The organism is Arminella tubonensis, assembly GCF_003240585.1.
Taxonomy (GTDB): Bacteria; Pseudomonadota; Alphaproteobacteria; order Rhizobiales; family Rhizobiaceae; genus Rhizobium; species Rhizobium tubonense.
This window is the reverse complement of sequence record NZ_PCDP01000001.1, coordinates 475,431-492,158: the sequence shown is the minus strand read 5'-3', so window position 1 is coordinate 492,158 and position 16,728 is coordinate 475,431. Positions and strand designations below refer to the sequence as shown.

Annotated in this window: 21 protein-coding genes; 17 read left to right on the top strand and 4 right to left on the bottom strand. The window is 61.3% G+C overall.

Annotated elements, in window-relative coordinates; genetic code table 11:
• Positions 1–73 precede the first annotated feature (73 nt).
• The gene (gene msrB / locus CPY51_RS02525) at positions 74–487 is read right to left on the bottom strand and encodes a peptide-methionine (R)-S-oxide reductase MsrB (RefSeq protein ID WP_111158452.1); all 414 of its coding nucleotides are present in this window, start codon (positions 485–487) and stop codon (positions 74–76) included.
• A 227-nt stretch (positions 488–714) separates the two neighbouring features.
• On the opposite strand from msrB, the gene CPY51_RS02520 reads away from it, so the two are divergent.
• From CPY51_RS02520 to CPY51_RS02465, 12 genes are all read left to right on the top strand, one after another.
• Positions 715–3,081: a putative monovalent cation/H+ antiporter subunit A gene (locus tag CPY51_RS02520; protein ID WP_111158451.1), complete on the top strand. Its 2,367-nt coding sequence runs from the start codon at positions 715–717 to the stop codon at positions 3,079–3,081.
• Between the two features lie 208 nt (positions 3,082–3,289).
• Complete coding sequence (locus CPY51_RS02515) at positions 3,290–3,709, top strand: Na(+)/H(+) antiporter subunit B (protein ID WP_111158450.1); 420 nt, start codon at positions 3,290–3,292, stop codon at positions 3,707–3,709.
• Positions 3,709–4,086, top strand: coding sequence for a Na+/H+ antiporter subunit C (locus CPY51_RS02510; RefSeq protein ID WP_111158449.1), 378 nt, complete (start codon positions 3,709–3,711; stop codon positions 4,084–4,086). The genes CPY51_RS02515 and CPY51_RS02510 overlap by 1 nt, the downstream gene beginning before the upstream one ends.
• 181 nt (positions 4,087–4,267) lie before the next feature.
• On the top strand, positions 4,268–5,857 hold the full coding sequence (locus CPY51_RS02505; RefSeq protein WP_111158448.1) for a Na+/H+ antiporter subunit D: 1,590 nt from the start codon (positions 4,268–4,270) through the stop codon (positions 5,855–5,857).
• The gene (locus tag CPY51_RS02500; RefSeq protein WP_111158447.1) at positions 5,854–6,327 is read left to right on the top strand and encodes a Na+/H+ antiporter subunit E; all 474 of its coding nucleotides are present in this window, start codon (positions 5,854–5,856) and stop codon (positions 6,325–6,327) included. The genes CPY51_RS02505 and CPY51_RS02500 overlap by 4 nt, the downstream gene beginning before the upstream one ends.
• Positions 6,324–6,710: a cation:proton antiporter gene (locus CPY51_RS02495; RefSeq protein WP_111158446.1), complete on the top strand. Its 387-nt coding sequence runs from the start codon at positions 6,324–6,326 to the stop codon at positions 6,708–6,710. Before CPY51_RS02500 ends, CPY51_RS02495 begins: the two co-directional genes overlap by 4 nt.
• The gene (gene mnhG, locus CPY51_RS02490; RefSeq protein ID WP_111158445.1) at positions 6,710–7,039 is read left to right on the top strand and encodes a monovalent cation/H(+) antiporter subunit G; all 330 of its coding nucleotides are present in this window, start codon (positions 6,710–6,712) and stop codon (positions 7,037–7,039) included. Before CPY51_RS02495 ends, mnhG begins: the two co-directional genes overlap by 1 nt.
• A gap of 471 nt (positions 7,040–7,510) precedes the next feature.
• Positions 7,511–7,939: a Ros/MucR family transcriptional regulator gene (locus CPY51_RS02485; protein WP_111158444.1), complete on the top strand. Its 429-nt coding sequence runs from the start codon at positions 7,511–7,513 to the stop codon at positions 7,937–7,939.
• 233 nt (positions 7,940–8,172) lie between these two features.
• Positions 8,173–8,616 carry a helix-turn-helix domain-containing protein gene (locus CPY51_RS02480; protein WP_338049388.1) on the top strand — a complete coding sequence of 148 codons (444 nt, stop codon included), beginning with the start codon at positions 8,173–8,175 and terminating at the stop codon, positions 8,614–8,616.
• Positions 8,609–9,421, top strand: a complete 813-nt coding sequence (locus tag CPY51_RS02475; protein WP_111158443.1) for a DUF6456 domain-containing protein — start codon at positions 8,609–8,611, stop codon at positions 9,419–9,421. Before CPY51_RS02480 ends, CPY51_RS02475 begins: the two co-directional genes overlap by 8 nt.
• A 97-nt stretch (positions 9,422–9,518) precedes the next feature.
• Positions 9,519–9,857 (top strand): ArsR/SmtB family transcription factor, encoded by a 339-nt coding sequence (locus CPY51_RS02470; protein WP_111158442.1) that lies wholly within the window; start codon positions 9,519–9,521, stop codon positions 9,855–9,857.
• Between the two features lie 96 nt (positions 9,858–9,953).
• Entirely contained in the window at positions 9,954–10,403 is a 450-nt protein-coding gene (locus CPY51_RS02465; protein WP_111158441.1) for an SRPBCC family protein, read from the top strand.
• Positions 10,404–10,444: 41 nt separating this feature from the next.
• Here CPY51_RS02465 and CPY51_RS02460 read toward each other — a convergent pair whose 3' ends face one another.
• Positions 10,445–10,867, bottom strand: a complete 423-nt coding sequence (locus tag CPY51_RS02460) for a SufE family protein (RefSeq protein ID WP_111158440.1) — start codon at positions 10,865–10,867, stop codon at positions 10,445–10,447.
• 329 nt (positions 10,868–11,196) lie between these two features.
• Between CPY51_RS02460 and CPY51_RS32180 the strand changes: the two genes are divergently transcribed.
• Positions 11,197–11,403, top strand: coding sequence for a hypothetical protein (locus tag CPY51_RS32180; protein WP_146260063.1), 207 nt, complete (start codon positions 11,197–11,199; stop codon positions 11,401–11,403).
• Positions 11,403–11,930 carry a helix-turn-helix domain-containing protein gene (locus CPY51_RS02450; protein ID WP_111158438.1) on the top strand — a complete coding sequence of 176 codons (528 nt, stop codon included), beginning with the start codon at positions 11,403–11,405 and terminating at the stop codon, positions 11,928–11,930. Before CPY51_RS32180 ends, CPY51_RS02450 begins: the two co-directional genes overlap by 1 nt.
• A gap of 180 nt (positions 11,931–12,110) precedes the next feature.
• On the opposite strand, the gene CPY51_RS02445 is transcribed toward CPY51_RS02450, so the two are convergent.
• Positions 12,111–12,617: a DUF5330 domain-containing protein gene (locus tag CPY51_RS02445; protein ID WP_111158643.1), complete on the bottom strand. Its 507-nt coding sequence runs from the start codon at positions 12,615–12,617 to the stop codon at positions 12,111–12,113.
• A gap of 471 nt (positions 12,618–13,088) precedes the next feature.
• On the opposite strand from CPY51_RS02445, the gene CPY51_RS02440 reads away from it, so the two are divergent.
• The 3 genes from CPY51_RS02440 to CPY51_RS02430 are packed head-to-tail and all read left to right on the top strand — an operon-like array spanning position 13,089 to position 16,008.
• Positions 13,089–14,633, top strand: coding sequence for a sensor histidine kinase (locus tag CPY51_RS02440; RefSeq protein ID WP_195909401.1), 1,545 nt, complete (start codon positions 13,089–13,091; stop codon positions 14,631–14,633).
• Complete coding sequence (locus CPY51_RS02435) at positions 14,605–15,597, top strand: peptidoglycan-binding domain-containing protein (protein ID WP_111158436.1); 993 nt, start codon at positions 14,605–14,607, stop codon at positions 15,595–15,597. Before CPY51_RS02440 ends, CPY51_RS02435 begins: the two co-directional genes overlap by 29 nt.
• Before the next feature lie 54 nt (positions 15,598–15,651).
• The gene (locus tag CPY51_RS02430; protein ID WP_111158435.1) at positions 15,652–16,008 is read left to right on the top strand and encodes a DUF1491 family protein; all 357 of its coding nucleotides are present in this window, start codon (positions 15,652–15,654) and stop codon (positions 16,006–16,008) included.
• A gap of 168 nt (positions 16,009–16,176) precedes the next feature.
• On the opposite strand, the gene CPY51_RS02425 is transcribed toward CPY51_RS02430, so the two are convergent.
• A complete protein-coding gene (locus tag CPY51_RS02425; protein ID WP_111158434.1) occupies positions 16,177–16,674 on the bottom strand; it encodes a type II toxin-antitoxin system PemK/MazF family toxin in 498 nt (165 codons plus the stop codon).
• Positions 16,675–16,728 lie beyond the last annotated feature (54 nt).

Sequence of the window (16,728 nt, the reverse complement as noted above, 5' to 3'; positions counted from 1 at the left end):
GTTGGATGTCGCAAGGGATCACCCCACCCCGGCACTTTGTGCCGACCCTCCCCATCAAGGGGAGGGTGTATGCCTATTTCCCAGCCTCAAACACCATCGAATGGCCGTTGATGCAGTAGCGCAGGCCCGTTGGTGGTGGGCCGTCAGGGAAGACGTGGCCGAGATGGGCGTCGCAGTTTCCGCAGCGGATCTCGGTGCGGACCATTCCGTAGGAGGTGTCCTTGATCTCGCGGACGGAGTCTGGCGAGACGGCCTCGTAATAGCTCGGCCAGCCGCAGCCGGCGTCGAATTTCGTGTCGGAGCGGAACAGCGGCGCGTCGCAGCAGACGCAGCTGTAGAGGCCCTTTTCGAACTGATCCCAATAGGGACCCGTGAAGGCGCGCTCCGTGCCGTGCTGGCGGGTGACACGGTATTGTTCCGGCGTCAGCTGTTCTTTCCACTCGGCATCGGTCTTCTCGATTTTCGGCTTGATCGTTGTCGTGGTCATGAGCGTGATCCTTTCCTCAGCCGCAAAGATAGTGAGCAAGCCCAGCCAAAACAATGTGGCGGCGCGGGGCAATAGGCAATACCGTCGGTCGCAGCCATGGTTATACCTCGCTTTTTATACCTCGGCTCTTGAGGCATGCTTTTCTTTGCCTTACTCCGGGGGATAACGCTTCGGCATGACCGGATTTTCGTCGATCGCCCGATGGCGACGCGCAACAGGGAGACGACATGGCCGGCATCACGGGCCTGACATTCCTGGTCTTATGTCTGCCCTTTGTCGGGGCGCTCGCTGCACCGATCCTCACCCGTATCCTGGCCCACAACGCCGCCTGGCCGCTGGCGCTCGCGCCCGGGATCGCCTTCCTGCATTTCATCCTGCTCCTGCCGCGCATCGCCGCCGGCCAGACCGTCTCGGGCGGATATGACTGGGTACCGGGGCTCGATCTCCGCTTTTCCTGGTATCTCGACGGGCTGTCGCTGACCTTCGCACTGCTGATCACCGGCATCGGTACGCTGATCGTCCTTTATTCCGGGGGATACCTGAAGGGCCATCCGGATCAGGGCCGCTTCTTCTCCTTCATCTTCCTGTTCATGGGATCGATGCTCGGCCTTGTCGTCTCCGACAGTTTCCTGACGTTGTTCGTCTTCTGGGAGCTGACGTCGATCACCTCCTTCCTGCTGATCGGCTTCGATCATGAACGCGAGGCGGCGCGCCGGGCGGCTCTTCAGGCGCTGGTGGTCACCGGCGGCGGCGGGCTCCTGCTGCTGGCCGGTTTGCTGCTCGTCTGGCATGCCACCGGCATCAACCAGCTGTCAGCGCTTCTGGCCTCAGGCGACCTCATGCGCGCCAGCCCGTTCTACCTTGCGGCGCTGATCCTCGTCCTCGGCGGCGCCTTCACCAAGTCGGCGCAATTTCCGTTCCATTTCTGGCTGCCGAACGCCATGGAGGCGCCGACGCCGGTCTCGGCCTACCTGCACTCCGCGACCATGGTGAAGGCCGGCGTCTACCTGCTGCTGCGGCTGAACCCCATCATGGGCGGAACCCCGGCGTGGGAGACTATCTTGCCGGTCTTCGGCGGCGCGACGCTCATTGTCGGGACGGTGCTCGCGATCCGCCAGACGGACCTGAAGCTGAAGCTCGCCTACACGACAGTTTCCTCGCTCGGCCTTCTGGTCATGCTGACCGGCTTCGGCGCGGACTATGCCATCGAGGCGGCGGTGCTCTATCTCGTGGCCCATTCGCTCTTCAAGGGCGCGCTGTTCATGATCGCCGGCATCATCGACCATGAGACAGGAACCCGCGACAGCACGGGGCTGGGCGGCCTCGGGGCCGCCATGCCGCTGACCTTCGCCGCAGCGCTCGGGGCGGCGATCTCGATGGGCGGCCTGCCGCCGTTTTTCGGCTTCCTTGCCAAGGAGGAGATCTACACCGCCCTTGCCCACGGTAACGTCAGGTCGATCGTTTTCACCTCGGTCGCCGTCATCGGCAATGCGCTGATGTTCGCCATCGCCTTTGCTGTTGGTCTGAAGCCGTTCGTCGGCCAAAAGGTGGAGACGCCGAAGCACCCCCATGAGGCGCCGGCACTGCTCTGGCTGGGGCCGGTGACGCTGTCGATACTGGGCCTTGCCGCCGCCCTGTTCTCCGGCCTGACGCACAGTTTTATCTCCTCGCCAATGGCAAGCGCCGTGAAGGGCGAGGCAGCAGCGGTGTCGATCTCGCTCGTGCCGCATCCGGGCGTGCCGCTCGCCTTGTCCGCGCTGACGATCGTCCTCGGCGTCATCGTGTATTGGCAGCTGGATCGCGCTCGCGACCTCGCTTCCGCCTTGCTCCCGAGGCTCGGCCCTGGCCCGGATCGCGGCTTCGATGGCTTCGTGACCGGCCTCGTGCGCATGTCCAGCCTCGTCACGCGCATCCTGCAGCCGGGCAGGCTCGAGACCTACGTCACGGCAACCTTCCTCTGCCTCGCCGCCATCCTGCTCGTCCCGCCTGCGGTCTATGGCGAATACCCTGCGCTACCGGCCTGGCCAGGTCACGTCCTCTGGCATGAGGCTGCAGTCTTCCTCATCGCGGTCATCGGGCTCGGCGCCGTCATCGCCACCAGGGACCGGCTGACGGCGATCGTCTCGCTCGGCATTCAGGGCTTTGCCCTGGCGCTGATTTTCCTGTTGTTCGGCGCGCCTGATCTCTCCTTCACCCAGTTCATGGTGGAAACGCTCTCCGTCGTCATCCTGACGCTGGTCATGACCCGCCTGCAGCTCTCTCCCGCCGATCGCCGCCCACCGGCGCAGATGCTGGCCGACGGCGCAATCGCGATCGCCTGCGGCCTCGGTTTCACGCTATTGCTGCTGAAGGCGACGCAAGCGCCCTTCGACGGCAGGCTGTCGGATTTCTTCAACCACTATTCAAGGCTGATCGCCCACGGCCAGAACGTCGTCAACGTCATCATCGTCGATTTCCGCGGCACCGACACGCTTGGCGAAGTCGCCGTCGTCACCGTCACCGGCCTTGCCATCCTCGCACTCATCCGCGTCCGCGCCGGCGGGGCGCGCAAGCTCGTGGACAATGATCCGGACCGGGCGGAGGAGAGGGGGTGATGGATCGCGATCTGCTGCTACCTCGCATATGCCGAGGCACCCCCTCATCTGCCCTGCCGGGCATCTTCTCCCCGTGGGGGAGAAGGGGGAGCAAGCGGGAGGTGCCTCTTTCCCCTTCTCCCCTCGGGGAGAAGGTGCCCGAAGGGCGGATGAGGGGGTGTTTTGGTACACAGCTCTCCGCCAACAGAGTCGCGGGAGCACGCACCCCATGAACACCCTGATCTTCCGCACCGTCGCTCCCTTCCTGACGGCCCTCATGCTGCTCTTCTCGATCTTCGTGCTGCTGCGTGGCCACAACCAGCCGGGCGGCGGGTTCATCGGCGGGCTGATTGCGGCCTCGGCGCTGGCGATCTACGGCATTGCCTGCGGCGTGCAGGCGGTTCGCCGCGCCATCCTTTTCCACCCGCTGGCGATTGCCGGCTTCGGCCTTTTGGCGGCGACTTTGGCGGGCCTGCTGTCGGTCGTCTTCGCCGTGCCCTTCATGACCGGATTATGGGTCTATCCGCATATTTTCGGCGTCGAGGTGCCGCTGTCGAGCGTCATGCTGTTCGATACCGGCGTTTATCTGGTCGTCGCCGGCGCCATCACCTCGATTGCGCTGGCGCTCGAAGAGGGGGAGGTGGATTGATGGAACCGGTCTTTGCGATCCTCGTCGGGCTGTTCTTTGCCGCCGCCATCTACCTGATGCTGTCGCGGATCACCATTCGCATCATGCTCGGCATCGCCATCCTCGGCAATGCCGTCAACCTCCTGCTGTTCACCGCCGGCCGCGTCACCCGCGAAGTACCGCCGATCATTCCCGACGGATTGGACACCCTGCCGGCCGGCGCCGCCAACCCGCTGCCGCAGGCCCTGATCCTGACCGCGATCGTCATCTCGTTCTCCTTCCTCACCTTCCTGCTAGTGCTGACCTATCGCGCCTATCAGGACCTCGAAACCGACAATACCGACGAGATGCGTTTCGCCGAACCCAGGGACCGGCCCCTGCCGCCGGCGGGGTATTAGAGATGCTGGGCACAGGTTTCGCCAGATCACCGGCATTCACCCTCCCCTTGAGGGGGAGGGTCGGCACGCAGTGCCGGGGTGGGGTGATTGTTGTGACATCCAAGGGTCACCTCCACCCGCAGCTCCGCTGCGACCTCCCCCATCAAGGGGGAGGTGGGAGCACGTCGGGTGGCCCCACCCCATGAGCATCCCCACCGATAAAATCGCCGATCTCTCCGTCGCCATGGTCACAGCGCCCGTGCCGGTCGGCCATTGGCTGGTCATCCTGCCGGTGGCGCTCTGCCTCGTGCTTGGGGCCGTTCTCCTCATGCTGCGCGACCGCGTCGCATTGCAGGGCTATGTCGCCGTTCCAGGCCTTGCGGCCCTGGTGGCGGTCGACGCCGCGCTGTTGCATCGGGTCTCCGTCGAAGGGCCGGTCACCATGGTGATGGGGCGCTGGCTGCCGCCTTTCGGCATCGCCTTCACCGTCGACCTCCTTGGCGCATTGATGGCGCTGGCCGCGGCGATCGTTGCCTTCGCCGGCAGCCTCTATGCGCTCGCCGATATCTCCACGGGCGGCAGGCGTTACGGCTTCTTCCCGTTTCTGATGCTGCTGATGGCAGGCGTCACCGGCGCCTTCCTGACGGGCGACATCTTCAATCTCTATGTCTGGTTCGAAGTGCTGCTGATCGCGTCTTTCGGCCTGCTGATCCTCGGCTCGGAGCGCGAGCAGATCGACGGCGCATTGAAATATGCGGTGCTGAACCTCATCGCCACCACGCTCTTCCTCGTCTCGATCGGCTATCTCTACGCGATCTTCGGAACGCTCAACATGGCCGATATTGCCGCCAAGGCGAAGACGGCGCGCGGCACGGCGCCGCTGATGACATTGGCTTGCCTCTTCCTGCTCGCCTTCGGCATGAAGGCCGCCGCCTTTCCGGTGAATTTCTGGCTGCCGGCCTCCTATCACACACCGCGCATCGTCGTATCTGCGCTGTTTGCCGGCCTGCTGACCAAGGTCGGCGTCTATGCGCTGGTCCGTGTGATGGTGATGCTGTTGCCCGTCGAGCGCGGCAATCTCAGCCTGCTGATCGGTCTTGTCGGGGCGGCAACGATGATTGCTGGAGCGCTCGGGGCACTGGCACAGAGCGATCTCAGGCGGCTCCTCGGCTATATCGTCATCGCCGGCATCGGCAACATGCTGGCAGGCGTGGCGCTCGGCAGCGCCGACGGTCTTGCCGGCGCGATCTTCTATGCACTGCATTCCATCGTGCTGATGACGGCGCTCTACATGATGGCGGGGCAGGCGGCGCGGCTCCGAGGCAGCTTCTCGCTCGCGGACCTCTCCGGCCTCTGGCGGCAGAACTACCGGTTCGCCTGCCTGTCGCTCGTCCTCATGTTTGCCGCCTCCGGCCTGCCGCCGTTCTCGGGCTTCTGGCCGAAGGTGATCCTGGTGAAGGCAGCGCTCGACAGCGGCGTCTGGTGGCTGGCCGGCGTCATCCTCTTCACCGGCTTCCTGATGACGATCGCCTTCGGCCGCGTCTTGCTCTTTGCCTATTGGCGGCCGGCAAGCGCGCCGGTCGGCATGACCCAAACGGGGATTAGGAAGGTCAGGGTCCCCATGCCGGAAATAACCTGGCAGGCGAGCCTGCCGCTGGTGCTGCTGACCGCGCTGGTCATCGGCTTCGGGGTGTTCCCCGGGCAGCTGCTGCGTTTGACGCAGCTTGCCGCCGCAGGCCTCCTGGACCCGACAGCCTATCTGCATTCGGTCTTTCCGGGGGGCACGCCGTGATCCTGTTTGTCTTCAACCTGTTGCTCGCCATCGTCTGGGTCGCCGTGTCAGGCAGCGCCTCGTTCCTCAATCTGGTCTTCGGTTTCATCCTGGCAGCCGCGGCACTCGGGATTGTCAGGGAACCCTATGCCGGCATCGTCTATCTCAGCCGCGCATACCGCATAGCGGCCCTGTTCTTCGTTTTCTTGAGCGAGCTCGCCAAATCCGCATGGACAGTCGCTGTCACCGTCATGAGCCCGCGCATGGCAGTCAAGCCCGGCATCTTTGCCTTCCCGCTGACCGTCAAACGGGATTTCGAGATCACGCTGCTTGCCAACCTGATCACCCTGACGCCGGGTACGCTCTCCGTCGACGTCTCCGATGACCGCAGGTTCCTCTATGTCCACGCGCTCGACTGCTCCGATCCTGAGGCGACCAAGCGCGCCATCGCCGCAGGCTTCGAGCGTCGCATCCTGGAGGCCTTCCGATGAGCGCAGCACCTGCCATCGTCGCCCTTGCCGCGACCGTGTCGCTATCGATCCTCGGGCTTGCTTTCCTCTTGACGGTTTACCGCGTCGTCGTCGGCCCGACGCTGCCCGATCGGGTGCTGGCACTCGACATGCTGGTCGCCATCGCCATCGGCTTCATCGCCGTGATGGCCGTCGAGACCGGGTTCACGCTCTATATCGATATTGCCATTTCGCTCGGCCTCGTCGGCTTTCTTGCGACCGTGGCCTTTGCTCGTTTCATTCTGACGCATGAAGGCGAGGGGAGCGCGCAGCCGGTCCAGGTGCCCGATGTTGCGTCCCTCCGCAAGTCCGGCGCGAAAGGCAAGTCGCGCAAGGCAAGCAGGCAGAAGAAAGGAAAGAAGTGATGGATATTATTCTTGCCGTGGCTGTTACCGTGCTGCTGCTGGGCGGATCGCTTTTCTGCCTGGTCGCCTCGGTGGGAATCATCCGCCTGCCGGATATCTATAGCCGGATGCACGCTGCCTCGAAGGCGGGAACGGTCGGGTCGGGCCTGTTGCTGCTCGCGGTCGGAATTCATGCACAGGATTTTTCGACCCTCATGCGTGCCCTGGCGGGTTTCACATTTTTCATTCTGACGGCGCCGATTTCAGCCCATCTTTTGGCAAAATCCGCCCATAAGGCAGGCTATTCCCTGTCCCCGTCGTCAGTTCGCGACGATCTAAAGAGAAAATAGCGGTGCGCGCGATAGAAACGAGTATTCAGCTCGTGTCAATGTTGCTTGCAAAATGAATACAAAATTTGAAACTTAATTACTTTCCCTGAATATGTGGGGGTTTTGCCAAGAAATGGCAGAAATAATAACTGGACTTTCTCCGAAAGAATGATAATCCAGATTCAAGTAGTGTTTTGATGTTTGAGTTAGTCTCAACCGAATTTTAAGCGCGCGATGCTTTGGTTTTTCTTCAAGCAAAAGCAGAGCAAACTTTCTTAAGGTTGTCAGATGGCGTCCAAAATGGCCGCTTCTGCTGATTCGCCCATCAAACGGTACAAGAGCAGGTTTCGCCGCTCGAAGTCTAGGGGTGGACTTCGTGTTGTACACAACATGGCGGTGAACGCCTCCCTCTTATACCGACAACTGCGACGAATATAGGCAGACCGTTTGAAAGGCGGGCTGTCTAGGCAAGCCTATGAACAGGAGAACACAATGACAGACATGGCTCTTGGCAGCGGGTCGGATTTACTGGTTGAACTCACGGCTGACATCGTTGCCGCCTATGTGAGCAATCATGTTGTTCCGGTCAGCGACCTCGCGAATTTGATTTCAGATGTCCATTCGGCATTGAGCAACACGTCGACGCCGACCCCGGCCGTCACCGTGGTCGAGAAGCAGAAACCTGCGGTTTCTGTTCGCAAGTCCGTTCAGGACGACCAGATCACCTGCCTGGAATGCGGCGGCAGCTTCAAATCCTTGAAGCGCCATCTTATGACACACCACACGCTTTCGCCTGAAGAATACCGCGAAAAGTGGGACCTGCCAGCCGACTACCCAATGGTCGCGCCGGCCTACGCGGAAGCGCGTTCGCGTCTCGCCAAGGAAATGGGTCTGGGTCAACGTCGCAAGCGCGGCAAGTAATTGCTCCATCGACTTCGTGATAGAAAGCCGGGCCATAGCGCCCGGTTTTTTTGTTGCCTACGGCATTTCGCAACTCGGACGTTAACCAGAAGAGGAAAATAATCCCATAAAAATCAAATGGAAGGCCAATTAAGGAAGCGAAAACAACGTCAGATTGCGGACTAGATATTCCATTCGTCCCCATGCTTGCTCTAGGGTGTATGAATTAATTCCTATTATATAGGAGCGATCATATGCCTTGCGACAAAAATCCTTTTGCAGACGTCGGCTTTGCCGGCTTGCCCTCTCGTCCTTTATCGCCAGAGACAGCCGCGGAGCAAAGCGGTGCGGTTGGACTACAGCCGTCATCGCTGCCGCTACGCACCGTCTGCCGCATCGTCGGCCAGATGACATCAGAGATATTCGGCGTGGTCGGGTCCCGCGTACAGCTTCGCCGCGATCGTCGCCGGACGCTCTGCCATGTCAGGCAGATTGCCATGTACATCTGCCATGTCGCGCTGCGGATCCCCCTGCACGAGATCGGCCTCGCCTTCGGGCGCGACAGAACCACGGTCGGACATGCGTGCCACGTGGTCGAGGACCGGCGCGACGACCCGGCCTTCGACGATTTCGTCGGCGCGGTCGAGCGCATCGTCACGTCAGCCTTTTCAGCTTCGGGGATACCAGGTCATGAATGATATCGTCTCGGCAGGTGAAAAGAAGGCTCTTGTCCGGTTGCTGCGGCTGCTCGGGCGCGGCGAGGCGGTGATGACCGCCCGCGACGATGGCGTCAACGCCGACGTCGAGACAACTGATGGCTCGGTCCTGATATCGACGCTGCGGACCATCGAGCGTGCCGTTTCCGCCGGTCTCGTTGTCCGGGATCGGGCTCGGCTGTCGCTTGGGTCGGCTGCCCGCTCCTTTCTTCGGCGCGTCGCCGCCGAAGCCGAAGAGACGTTTCTGGCCCAGCACGCCGATATCGTCTCCGGCACCGCGGAGATCGCGGGTGTGCGGCACGCGGTCCGCCTCAACCAGTCCGAATCGCCGCTCGGTCCGCTGTCGCGCCTGAAGGACAGGGACGGCAGCCCCTTTCTCCCGGTCGATGCCGTTGCCGCCGGCGATCGTCTCGCCGCCGATTTCAATCGTGGCCAGCTGCAGCCCCGCGTCACCGCTTCCTGGGAGCCGCATCTTTCCAGTGGCAGCAAGGGCGGGCGCGGCGGGATGGCCGATATGACCGACAGCGCGGTCGCCGCACGCCTTGCCGTCAATCGCGCCATCGAGGCGATGGGTCCGGAGCTCTCAGGCGTGGCGCTAGACGTGTGCTGCTTCATGAAGGGCCTGGAGATGGTGGAGCGCGAGCGCCAGTGGCCCGCCCGCTCTGCCAAGCTCATGCTGCGCACCGCCCTGTTGTCGCTCGCCCGCCATTATTCTCCACCCCGCAAGGCTGCCCACGTGTCCACGCAGCATTGGGGCGCCGACGGCTATCGGCCGGAGTTCACCTGACCCTAGCTCCGCATCCGGCGAACTTGTGACTTGACAGGGAACCAAATGGTTGCCTATAAAGCTGCTACAAAAGGCAACCAGATGGTTCCGTAATAAAATGAATGATGACGATGCCGTTTTTCGAGCCTTGGCGGACGGGAGCCGCCGGCTTTTGCTGGACCGGCTCCATGAGAAGAGCGGCCAGACGCTCGGGGAACTGTGTCACGGCCTCGATATGACGCGACAGGCGGTGGCAAAGCATCTGGCGATCCTGACGGACGCCAATCTCGTGTCGTGGAAGCGCCAGGGCCGGGAGAAGCTGCATTTCATCAACGCGGTGCCGATCAACGAGATCGCCGAGCGCTGGATCGGCAAGTTCGAACGCACGCGTCTCAGCGCCCTGGCCGGCCTCAAGAAGGAGCTGGAGGCCGGGGGCAGGGACAACGACAGCGAATAGGTATTACGACCGCAGGATATCGAAACGCGTCCCGTCGGGACGCACGCTTCCTATCGACAAGAAGCGATCGGAGGCGGCTTTTAAAGGGAGTGAATCATGGCTGGAAGTACTTTCGTCTACGTCACCTTCATCCGCACCTCGCCGAAGGACCTCTGGTCGGCGCTGACGAGCCCGGAGTTTATGAAGAAATACTGTTTCGGCGCCCACTTCGGCACCGATTGGAAGGTCGGCTCGTCATGGGCAATGATCCATGCCGACGGGCGAGTGACCGACGCGGGTGAGATCCTCGAGATGGAGCCGCCGAAACGCCTCGTTCTCAAATGGCAGAACGAGTGGAAGCCGGAGCTGAAGGCGGAAGGCTATTCGCAGTGCGTTTTCGAGATCGAGCCGGAGGGCGGAGCCACAAAGCTCACCGTTACGCACTCGATGGAGCAGGAGGGATCGAAATTGATCGGCGCCGTATCTGGAGGCTGGCCGCGCATCCTCTCCAACCTCAAGTCGCTGATCGAGACGGGCGAGGTCGCGCTCGCTTCCAAGACGCCCTGACGCACCTGCCGGGCGGGTTGGCGCCTGCTAGGAGCGATCCTTCAGGCGGCAACCCGCACCCGTGCCTCTTCGCGGATCCGCTTGATCATCGAACGCAGACCGTTGGCGCGCTGGGCGGAGAGGTGCTCGACGAGGCCGATCTTGTTGAAGACGTCCAGGGCGTCGAGATTGGCGATCTCGGAAGCTCTTTTGCCGGAATAGGTGGCAAGCACGATGGCGACGAGGCCGCGGACGATATGCGCGTCGCTGTCGCCTTCGAAAGTCATCAGGGGATCGGCCGGATCGCCTGATGTGTGTGTGACAAGCCAGACCTGGCTGGCGCAGCCCATCACCTTGTTCCCGAGCGTCTTCTTGTCCTCGGCCAGATCCGGCAGCGCCTTGCCGAGCTCGATCACATAACGATAGCGATCATCCCAGTCGTCCAGGAAGGCGAAGTCGTCAATGATGTGTTCGAGGCTGTTCATGACACCGGTCCAATATCTCTTGGCTCAGCATATAGGCTAAAGCCGGCGAAATTTGAACCGCGTCGCGATCGATATTTGCGCAGTTGCAGTTTGGATCATTCTCGGAGTGGGGCCCTGTCGAGCAATGAATAGGAGACCTATCATATTGACAGGCAATATGCCTATCAATATGATAGGTCGAATATTCATGCAATTTTAAATCGGTCCTCATTTTGAACCCTGCGAAGCCTCGAATTTCCGATCTGGAGAAGATCATCCGATCGCTCGCGCAGGATTCCCGAAATGTCCGCTGGCGAACTGGAAGCTATAGTACGCATGCCGAAAGCCGCATGGATTGGCGTGGCATCACAGACCGGATGATGTTCGAGGTTTTGCGATCGGGCTATATCAAAGGTGAAATCGAAGCCGGCAGGAATGCGGGCGAATGGAAGGTCAAAATGGCCAAGCAGATCAAGGGCAGCAGGGAGGTCGGTGTCGTGACGATTGTGATCGACTCAAGCGGCCTCTTCGTCAAGACGGTGGAGTGGGAAGACTGATGGGACAGAGCATCATCGCGGATCGCGGTGTCATGGGCGAGCATAGCCGGAAGCCCTATCATTATACGGAATGCGGGCTGGATAACGTCTTCCTCCTCAACGGCTTTGTCATCGAGCGAATGGATGACGAAGATTACGTCAGCGTGGAAAAGATCGACGATCTCTGGAAGTCCATCGGCCTCGATCTGGTCACCCACCAGAAATTTTTCGCGCCAAAAGAATTGCGTTTCCTCCGCGGCCTGATGGACCTGACCCAGCTCGAACTCGCGAGGTTGTTGCGCGTGGAAGACCAGACGGTCGCCCGGTGGGAAAAAGGCAAGGTTCGCCTGCCGGGAACGGCTGATATCGCGATCCGCGCGCTCTTCCTTGCGTCCCCTGTGGCCCAGCCCGAGGGTAATGCCGTGCTTAGTCATTGGCTGACGACCGTACGTGGATTGGCTGAAACGGACGCTCCGCGCGCCGATACGATGGTCTTTGCCCGAAATGCCGGCGGGTGGGAACCCCAGGCAATGGCTCTCGCAGCTTGAACCCGGCACAAAAAAGAACGCCGTGAGGGATGGGCTTCCTCACGGCGCAGCAGATGCTGGAAATTTTACAGGGCAGGCACGTCACATACCGGAGCGGTCGGGCGAAGTTGCAGGAGCGCTCCGGGCAGGCATCGGAGGTGCCGAAGATATCGGCACTTCACGGAATGGATTGAAAGCGTTTCAGATGGCGGGCTTGCGTTGCGGCACCGGGATGAAGCCGTGGGTCGCAACCGTGCCGGTGACCACTGCATCGGCAGCATCATTGTCGGCGGCGGGCTTTGCCGGCATCGGCTGCATGGCAGCCGCCGCCACGATTTTGCTCAAGGCGGCCTGGCCGGCTTTGCCGATCGCAGCGTCGGCATTCTTGATGGTGTCGGCCGGAATGGCACCCTTGTCGTCAGCCTTGTTGCCGCTGAACTGGCTGTCGAGGAACTGATAGGCGACGAGGGCGCCTTCACGGGCCCTGTAGCCGAGTGCGGTGAAGGTCTCGCCGCCCTTGACGCAGACGTCGGGCTTTTCGCTGCAGAGCGCGCTGACATACTGGAAGGCGCCGGTCGCCGCCCCGAAGGCATCGGAAACCTGGACTTTCGGTTCGCCCTGAAGGCGCGACGTGCTCTGCGAACTGAAGACTGGCAGAAGCACCAGCACCAGCGAGAACCAGAAGGCCGTCTTGATCAGAAACCACATCGTCTTGCCCATCCTGTCTGTCGTTCGGTCTTGTCGCCGATCAGTGCCGGGTTGTCCGGCGTTGATCGAACCCTAGACGGCAGATGCAAATATCGCTTTTCGAAACTCCACGGCATTTTTGGCAAATTTAGTTCAAATTCGAATGATCCGGATTTTATCGGCATTTCGCTCAAATTGTAGCGATTGCCGTTAAGCATGTCCCGGCCGATCTGCCTGAAATGCCAAGGCTTGGCCGCCCGGGTGCACAAGCAAAGGTTAACATAGCACCGAAATATGAGCGAAATCCATCGCTTACCCCCCATTAACCACAAAAGCCAAAGCTGCCTCCGTCTGCGCCAAAACGGGATTTTCGGGGTTTTTCGGCCTCGGCCGCCACCTTTGCTTTATCCTTTCCTTAAGTCGCCAAAGCCTATTGTGCGGTACGGTTGTAGTACCGGTTTGGTGGGCTTTGGTGTGCGCGTATTGAGTAAAATGACTGGCAGGGCTATCGCCCTCGTGGACCGGGCGGGCGCAAGCTGGCTGTCCCGGACAAGCGGGAACGGGCAGGTCCGCGAGCAGGAGCTGGCAATTCTGCGCCGGCTCGTGCTGTTGTCGTCGGCTGCTCTGCTTGTTGTCCCTGCAGCACTTTCCCTCATCACCAGCCCCGCCGTGGCGCTTCCGGCCGGCGTTGCCACCGTCTGCGCCGCCTTTCTGTTTTCCGCCGTCGGCAGCATCGCCATGTCGCGCCAGAAGCTTCTTCCCGAGAACGTGGAAGACACTTCGCCGCGCGAGGAACTGATGCTGGAGGCCGCAGCCGGTCTCGTGCTCATCTTCGATCCGCAGGGCAACGTCACCGTCACGGGCGGCCGCGACCGCAGCGACTTCCTCGCCTGGATGCGCCGTCCGCACGGGCGCGGCTTCCTGGACCAGATACACGTTTCCGATCGCATCCTGTTCCTTCAGGCGCTGGACGGGCTGCGCCAGGGTCGGGAGACCATGTCGATCGATCTCAGGCTCGACCGACAGACGGTCGCCCATGATGGCGATCAGTTTACCCATATCCGCATGGATATGACCGCCCGGCGCGACGCCGATGGCGCGTTTGTCAACGTCGTCACCCAGTCGCGCAACATCGGTCACGAGCAGGAGCTGCGTGACGAAGCGGCCCGCAAGGCTGCCGAGGCCGAATCGGCCAACGACGCCAAGTCGCGGTTTCTCGCGGCCGTCAGCCATGAACTGCGCACCCCGCTCAACGCCATCCTCGGCTTCTCCGACATCCTGGCCGGCGAATATTTCGGCCAGCTGGCAAACGATCGCCAGCGCGAATATGTCGGGCTGATCCGCCAGTCCGGCGGCCATCTCCTGTCGGTCGTCAACACCATGCTCGACATGAGCAAGATCGAGGCCGGCCGCTACGAACTGATCCTCGAGCCTTTCGACATCTCGGGCTCCGTCAAGGCCTGCGAGGCAATGCTGGCGCTGCAGGCAAAGAACAAGGGACTGACGCTGACGAGCCGCGTCCAGCGGGGCCTGGGCGACGTCGTCGCCGACCAGCGTGCCATTCAGCAGATCCTCATCAATCTCGTCGGCAATGCCATCAAGTTCACCGATCCCGGCGGCGCCATCAGCGTCGACGCCGCGGTGGCCGAAGGCATGTTGAAGCTGTCGGTCAGCGACACCGGCATCGGCATCGCGGCAGACAGGCTGGCATCGCTCGGCCAACCTTTCGTCCAGATCCACAATGAATATACTCGCCGCTATGAGGGAACCGGGCTTGGCCTTTCGCTCGTCAAGGGCCTCGTCGCCCTGCACGGTGGAACTTTCGCTATTACGAGCAACCCCGGTGAAGGCACTGCGATCACCATCCTGGTCCCGCTCGACGGAACAGGCGCCGTGACTGGGGCCATGACTGGGGATGCTGAGCTCGATAAACACAAGACGGTGGATTTCCCACCGCGTCTGAGGCATGTCGTGGAGAACGTCACGAGGAAAATAGAGGAAGAGGGGAATGGCCGCGCGGAAGCGAAAATCGCCTAAGGGAAAGGCAAAGCGCCGTCACGTCGGCCTCGCCTCCCGAGGCGCGGTCGCGGTGGGAACGCTCGGCTTGCGTGGCGCCGGCGCGCTTGGCAACGTCGGCCTGCGGGGTGCCGGCGTGCTCGGGGCCGTCATCGCCCGCAATCCGTCGGTTGCCGGCGGCGCCATGGCCTTTGTCGTGATCTTCAGCTTCGTTGCCGCCAATGCGCTCTGGTATCAGCCAGGCGTACATCCGTCGCCCTTCTTCCGCACGCGCGATCCCGCGTCGACGGCGCTTGCCGGCCACAAGTCTTCGCTCCGAAACCAGCAGGACGCCTCCAACACCACGACGTTTCGCATCGAACGGCCGGACGCGGCAGCAGCCAAATCGGCTTCGACATCTGTGGCAAATGCCGCGACACCGCCACCGGCCTCTCCCCAGACCGTCAAGCTGGTAGCCGAGGTGCAGAGCGAACTGGTTCGCCGCGGCCTCTACAACGGCGCTGCCGACGGCGTCATCGGGCCGCGCACCACCTCGGCCATTCTGTTCTTCCAGGAATCGGTCGGCATGCAGCAGACCGGAGAGCCGAGCCCGGAACTGCTGGCCGCACTCAAGACCAATTCCTCAGGCAGCGCTGCCGTCCCCATCGAACGCCCGGCCGCGGACCTGACCTCGAAGGCCGCTGCGGTCGACCCGGTCGCTGCCGCCATCCGAAGCTCGGAAAAGGATGTCAGGACTGCTTCGAATGCGCCGAAGGCCCCAGCGGCAAACGCGGCCACTAGCCCCGCCGTTAACAGCGTGAACATGGTGATGCAGATCCAGAAGGGCCTCAGCAACATCGCCTATAGTGACGTCAGCGTTGACGGTGTTGCCGGCGAGACGACCCGAACGGCGATACTGCATTTCCAGAAGCACTACCGCCTGCCCGAAACCGGCGAACCTGATGCAGCCGTGCTGAAGAAGCTTCGGGATATCGGCGCTCTCTGACGCGTTCCCTCAGGTCGCATTGCCTGGACCGCCTGCCGTCGCTATAGCTCGACCATGAGATTGCGCAGCGACATCTTCGTTTCAGCCCTGATCCGCCGACTTTTTGGCCGCGGCGACTTTGCCGCCGTCGAGCGCAAGGGAGCGGAGGCTGCCGGCGCCATTTTCATAAGGCAACGATTTCGCGACGGGCTGGAAACGCTCTATGCCCCGGCGCCGCAAAGCTTCTTCGATGAAGACGAGACCATCGGACGTCTCTTCGAAACCCGCCTCGACCGCGAAACCCCCGAGATGGTTCGACAAATGCTCGACCGCGAAATCAAGTTCGATTCCGACCTCTGGGTTGTCGAGCTCGAGACAGACGATATCGCCGATATCGTCCCGATGGCGGATGTTCGGGAAAACCCGTTGTGAAAAGCTGCGGTAATGCTGGGCCAGTGTCCGCACGCAGAAGCAAATCGCATCAACGAAAGGCCCAAAAATATTTAGGCCTGACTGAAGCTTTCGCTTCGGCCAGGCCCGCAAGCCCCTTTCGGGAAGTGGTCTATATATGGTCGCTGTTGCGTTATCGGTCAAGTGTCATCAAAGGCCAAGCGAATGTCGCAATGCGTCTTCTATCCGCGCAAGGTCGTTGGCATTCATAGATTCGCTCAGGAATTTTCGTCCAGAAGCCACGCGGTCAAGCCGGGCGTGAGAAACATGAGTCACCATTTCGCAGATTGCCCAAACCTGTTTGGTGAGGCTGTCATATGACTTGTCGGCAATCGCAACGTGTGATGCCAGTTGGGTTCGCGGTTGTGACGCTGAAAAAGGCACGACAATGCACTTCCCCGGCACCGACATACTCTTGCGCTTGTTATATGATTTCGGAGAAACGACCACGACACGCCGAATTTTCCTCATTTCAGGAGGCACGGTTGCCATGTCGAAATTGCACATCAAAATCAAGCCACGCGTAGGTGAGAAAGTAATCAAAAGAATCCTGGAGAGATTTAAGAGGCTCGAGAGCGAAGGTGTAGGGCAACAGCCAAATCGGTGGCATCGTCCGCAGACTTGCAACCTATCTCCAAGAAGATTCATATCAAGACAAAATTGCTACCTGAGGGAGAAACACTTGCACGCCAATGGCGCGCA

Coding starts and splice junctions, on each gene's coding strand:
- CPY51_RS02510 (WP_111158449.1), top strand. CDS start 3,709: ATGGAACCGGTCTTTGCGATCCTCGTCGGGCTGTTCTTTGCCGCCGCC.
- CPY51_RS02480 (WP_338049388.1), top strand. CDS start 8,173: ATGCCTTGCGACAAAAATCCTTTTGCAGACGTCGGCTTTGCCGGCTTG.
- CPY51_RS02495 (WP_111158446.1), top strand. CDS start 6,324: ATGAGCGCAGCACCTGCCATCGTCGCCCTTGCCGCGACCGTGTCGCTA.
- CPY51_RS02440 (WP_195909401.1), top strand. CDS start 13,089: ATGACTGGCAGGGCTATCGCCCTCGTGGACCGGGCGGGCGCAAGCTGG.
- CPY51_RS02430 (WP_111158435.1), top strand. CDS start 15,652: ATGAGATTGCGCAGCGACATCTTCGTTTCAGCCCTGATCCGCCGACTT.
- CPY51_RS02435 (WP_111158436.1), top strand. CDS start 14,605: ATGGCCGCGCGGAAGCGAAAATCGCCTAAGGGAAAGGCAAAGCGCCGT.
- CPY51_RS02450 (WP_111158438.1), top strand. CDS start 11,403: ATGGGACAGAGCATCATCGCGGATCGCGGTGTCATGGGCGAGCATAGC.
- CPY51_RS02425 (WP_111158434.1), bottom strand. CDS start 16,674: ATGAATCTTCTTGGAGATAGGTTGCAAGTCTGCGGACGATGCCACCGA.
- CPY51_RS02520 (WP_111158451.1), top strand. CDS start 715: ATGGCCGGCATCACGGGCCTGACATTCCTGGTCTTATGTCTGCCCTTT.
- CPY51_RS32180 (WP_146260063.1), top strand. CDS start 11,197: ATGGATTGGCGTGGCATCACAGACCGGATGATGTTCGAGGTTTTGCGA.
- mnhG (WP_111158445.1), top strand. CDS start 6,710: ATGGATATTATTCTTGCCGTGGCTGTTACCGTGCTGCTGCTGGGCGGA.
- CPY51_RS02445 (WP_111158643.1), bottom strand. CDS start 12,617: ATGTGGTTTCTGATCAAGACGGCCTTCTGGTTCTCGCTGGTGCTGGTG.
- CPY51_RS02485 (WP_111158444.1), top strand. CDS start 7,511: ATGACAGACATGGCTCTTGGCAGCGGGTCGGATTTACTGGTTGAACTC.
- CPY51_RS02460 (WP_111158440.1), bottom strand. CDS start 10,867: ATGAACAGCCTCGAACACATCATTGACGACTTCGCCTTCCTGGACGAC.
- CPY51_RS02505 (WP_111158448.1), top strand. CDS start 4,268: ATGAGCATCCCCACCGATAAAATCGCCGATCTCTCCGTCGCCATGGTC.
- CPY51_RS02515 (WP_111158450.1), top strand. CDS start 3,290: ATGAACACCCTGATCTTCCGCACCGTCGCTCCCTTCCTGACGGCCCTC.
- CPY51_RS02475 (WP_111158443.1), top strand. CDS start 8,609: ATGAATGATATCGTCTCGGCAGGTGAAAAGAAGGCTCTTGTCCGGTTG.
- CPY51_RS02465 (WP_111158441.1), top strand. CDS start 9,954: ATGGCTGGAAGTACTTTCGTCTACGTCACCTTCATCCGCACCTCGCCG.
- CPY51_RS02470 (WP_111158442.1), top strand. CDS start 9,519: ATGAATGATGACGATGCCGTTTTTCGAGCCTTGGCGGACGGGAGCCGC.
- msrB (WP_111158452.1), bottom strand. CDS start 487: ATGACCACGACAACGATCAAGCCGAAAATCGAGAAGACCGATGCCGAG.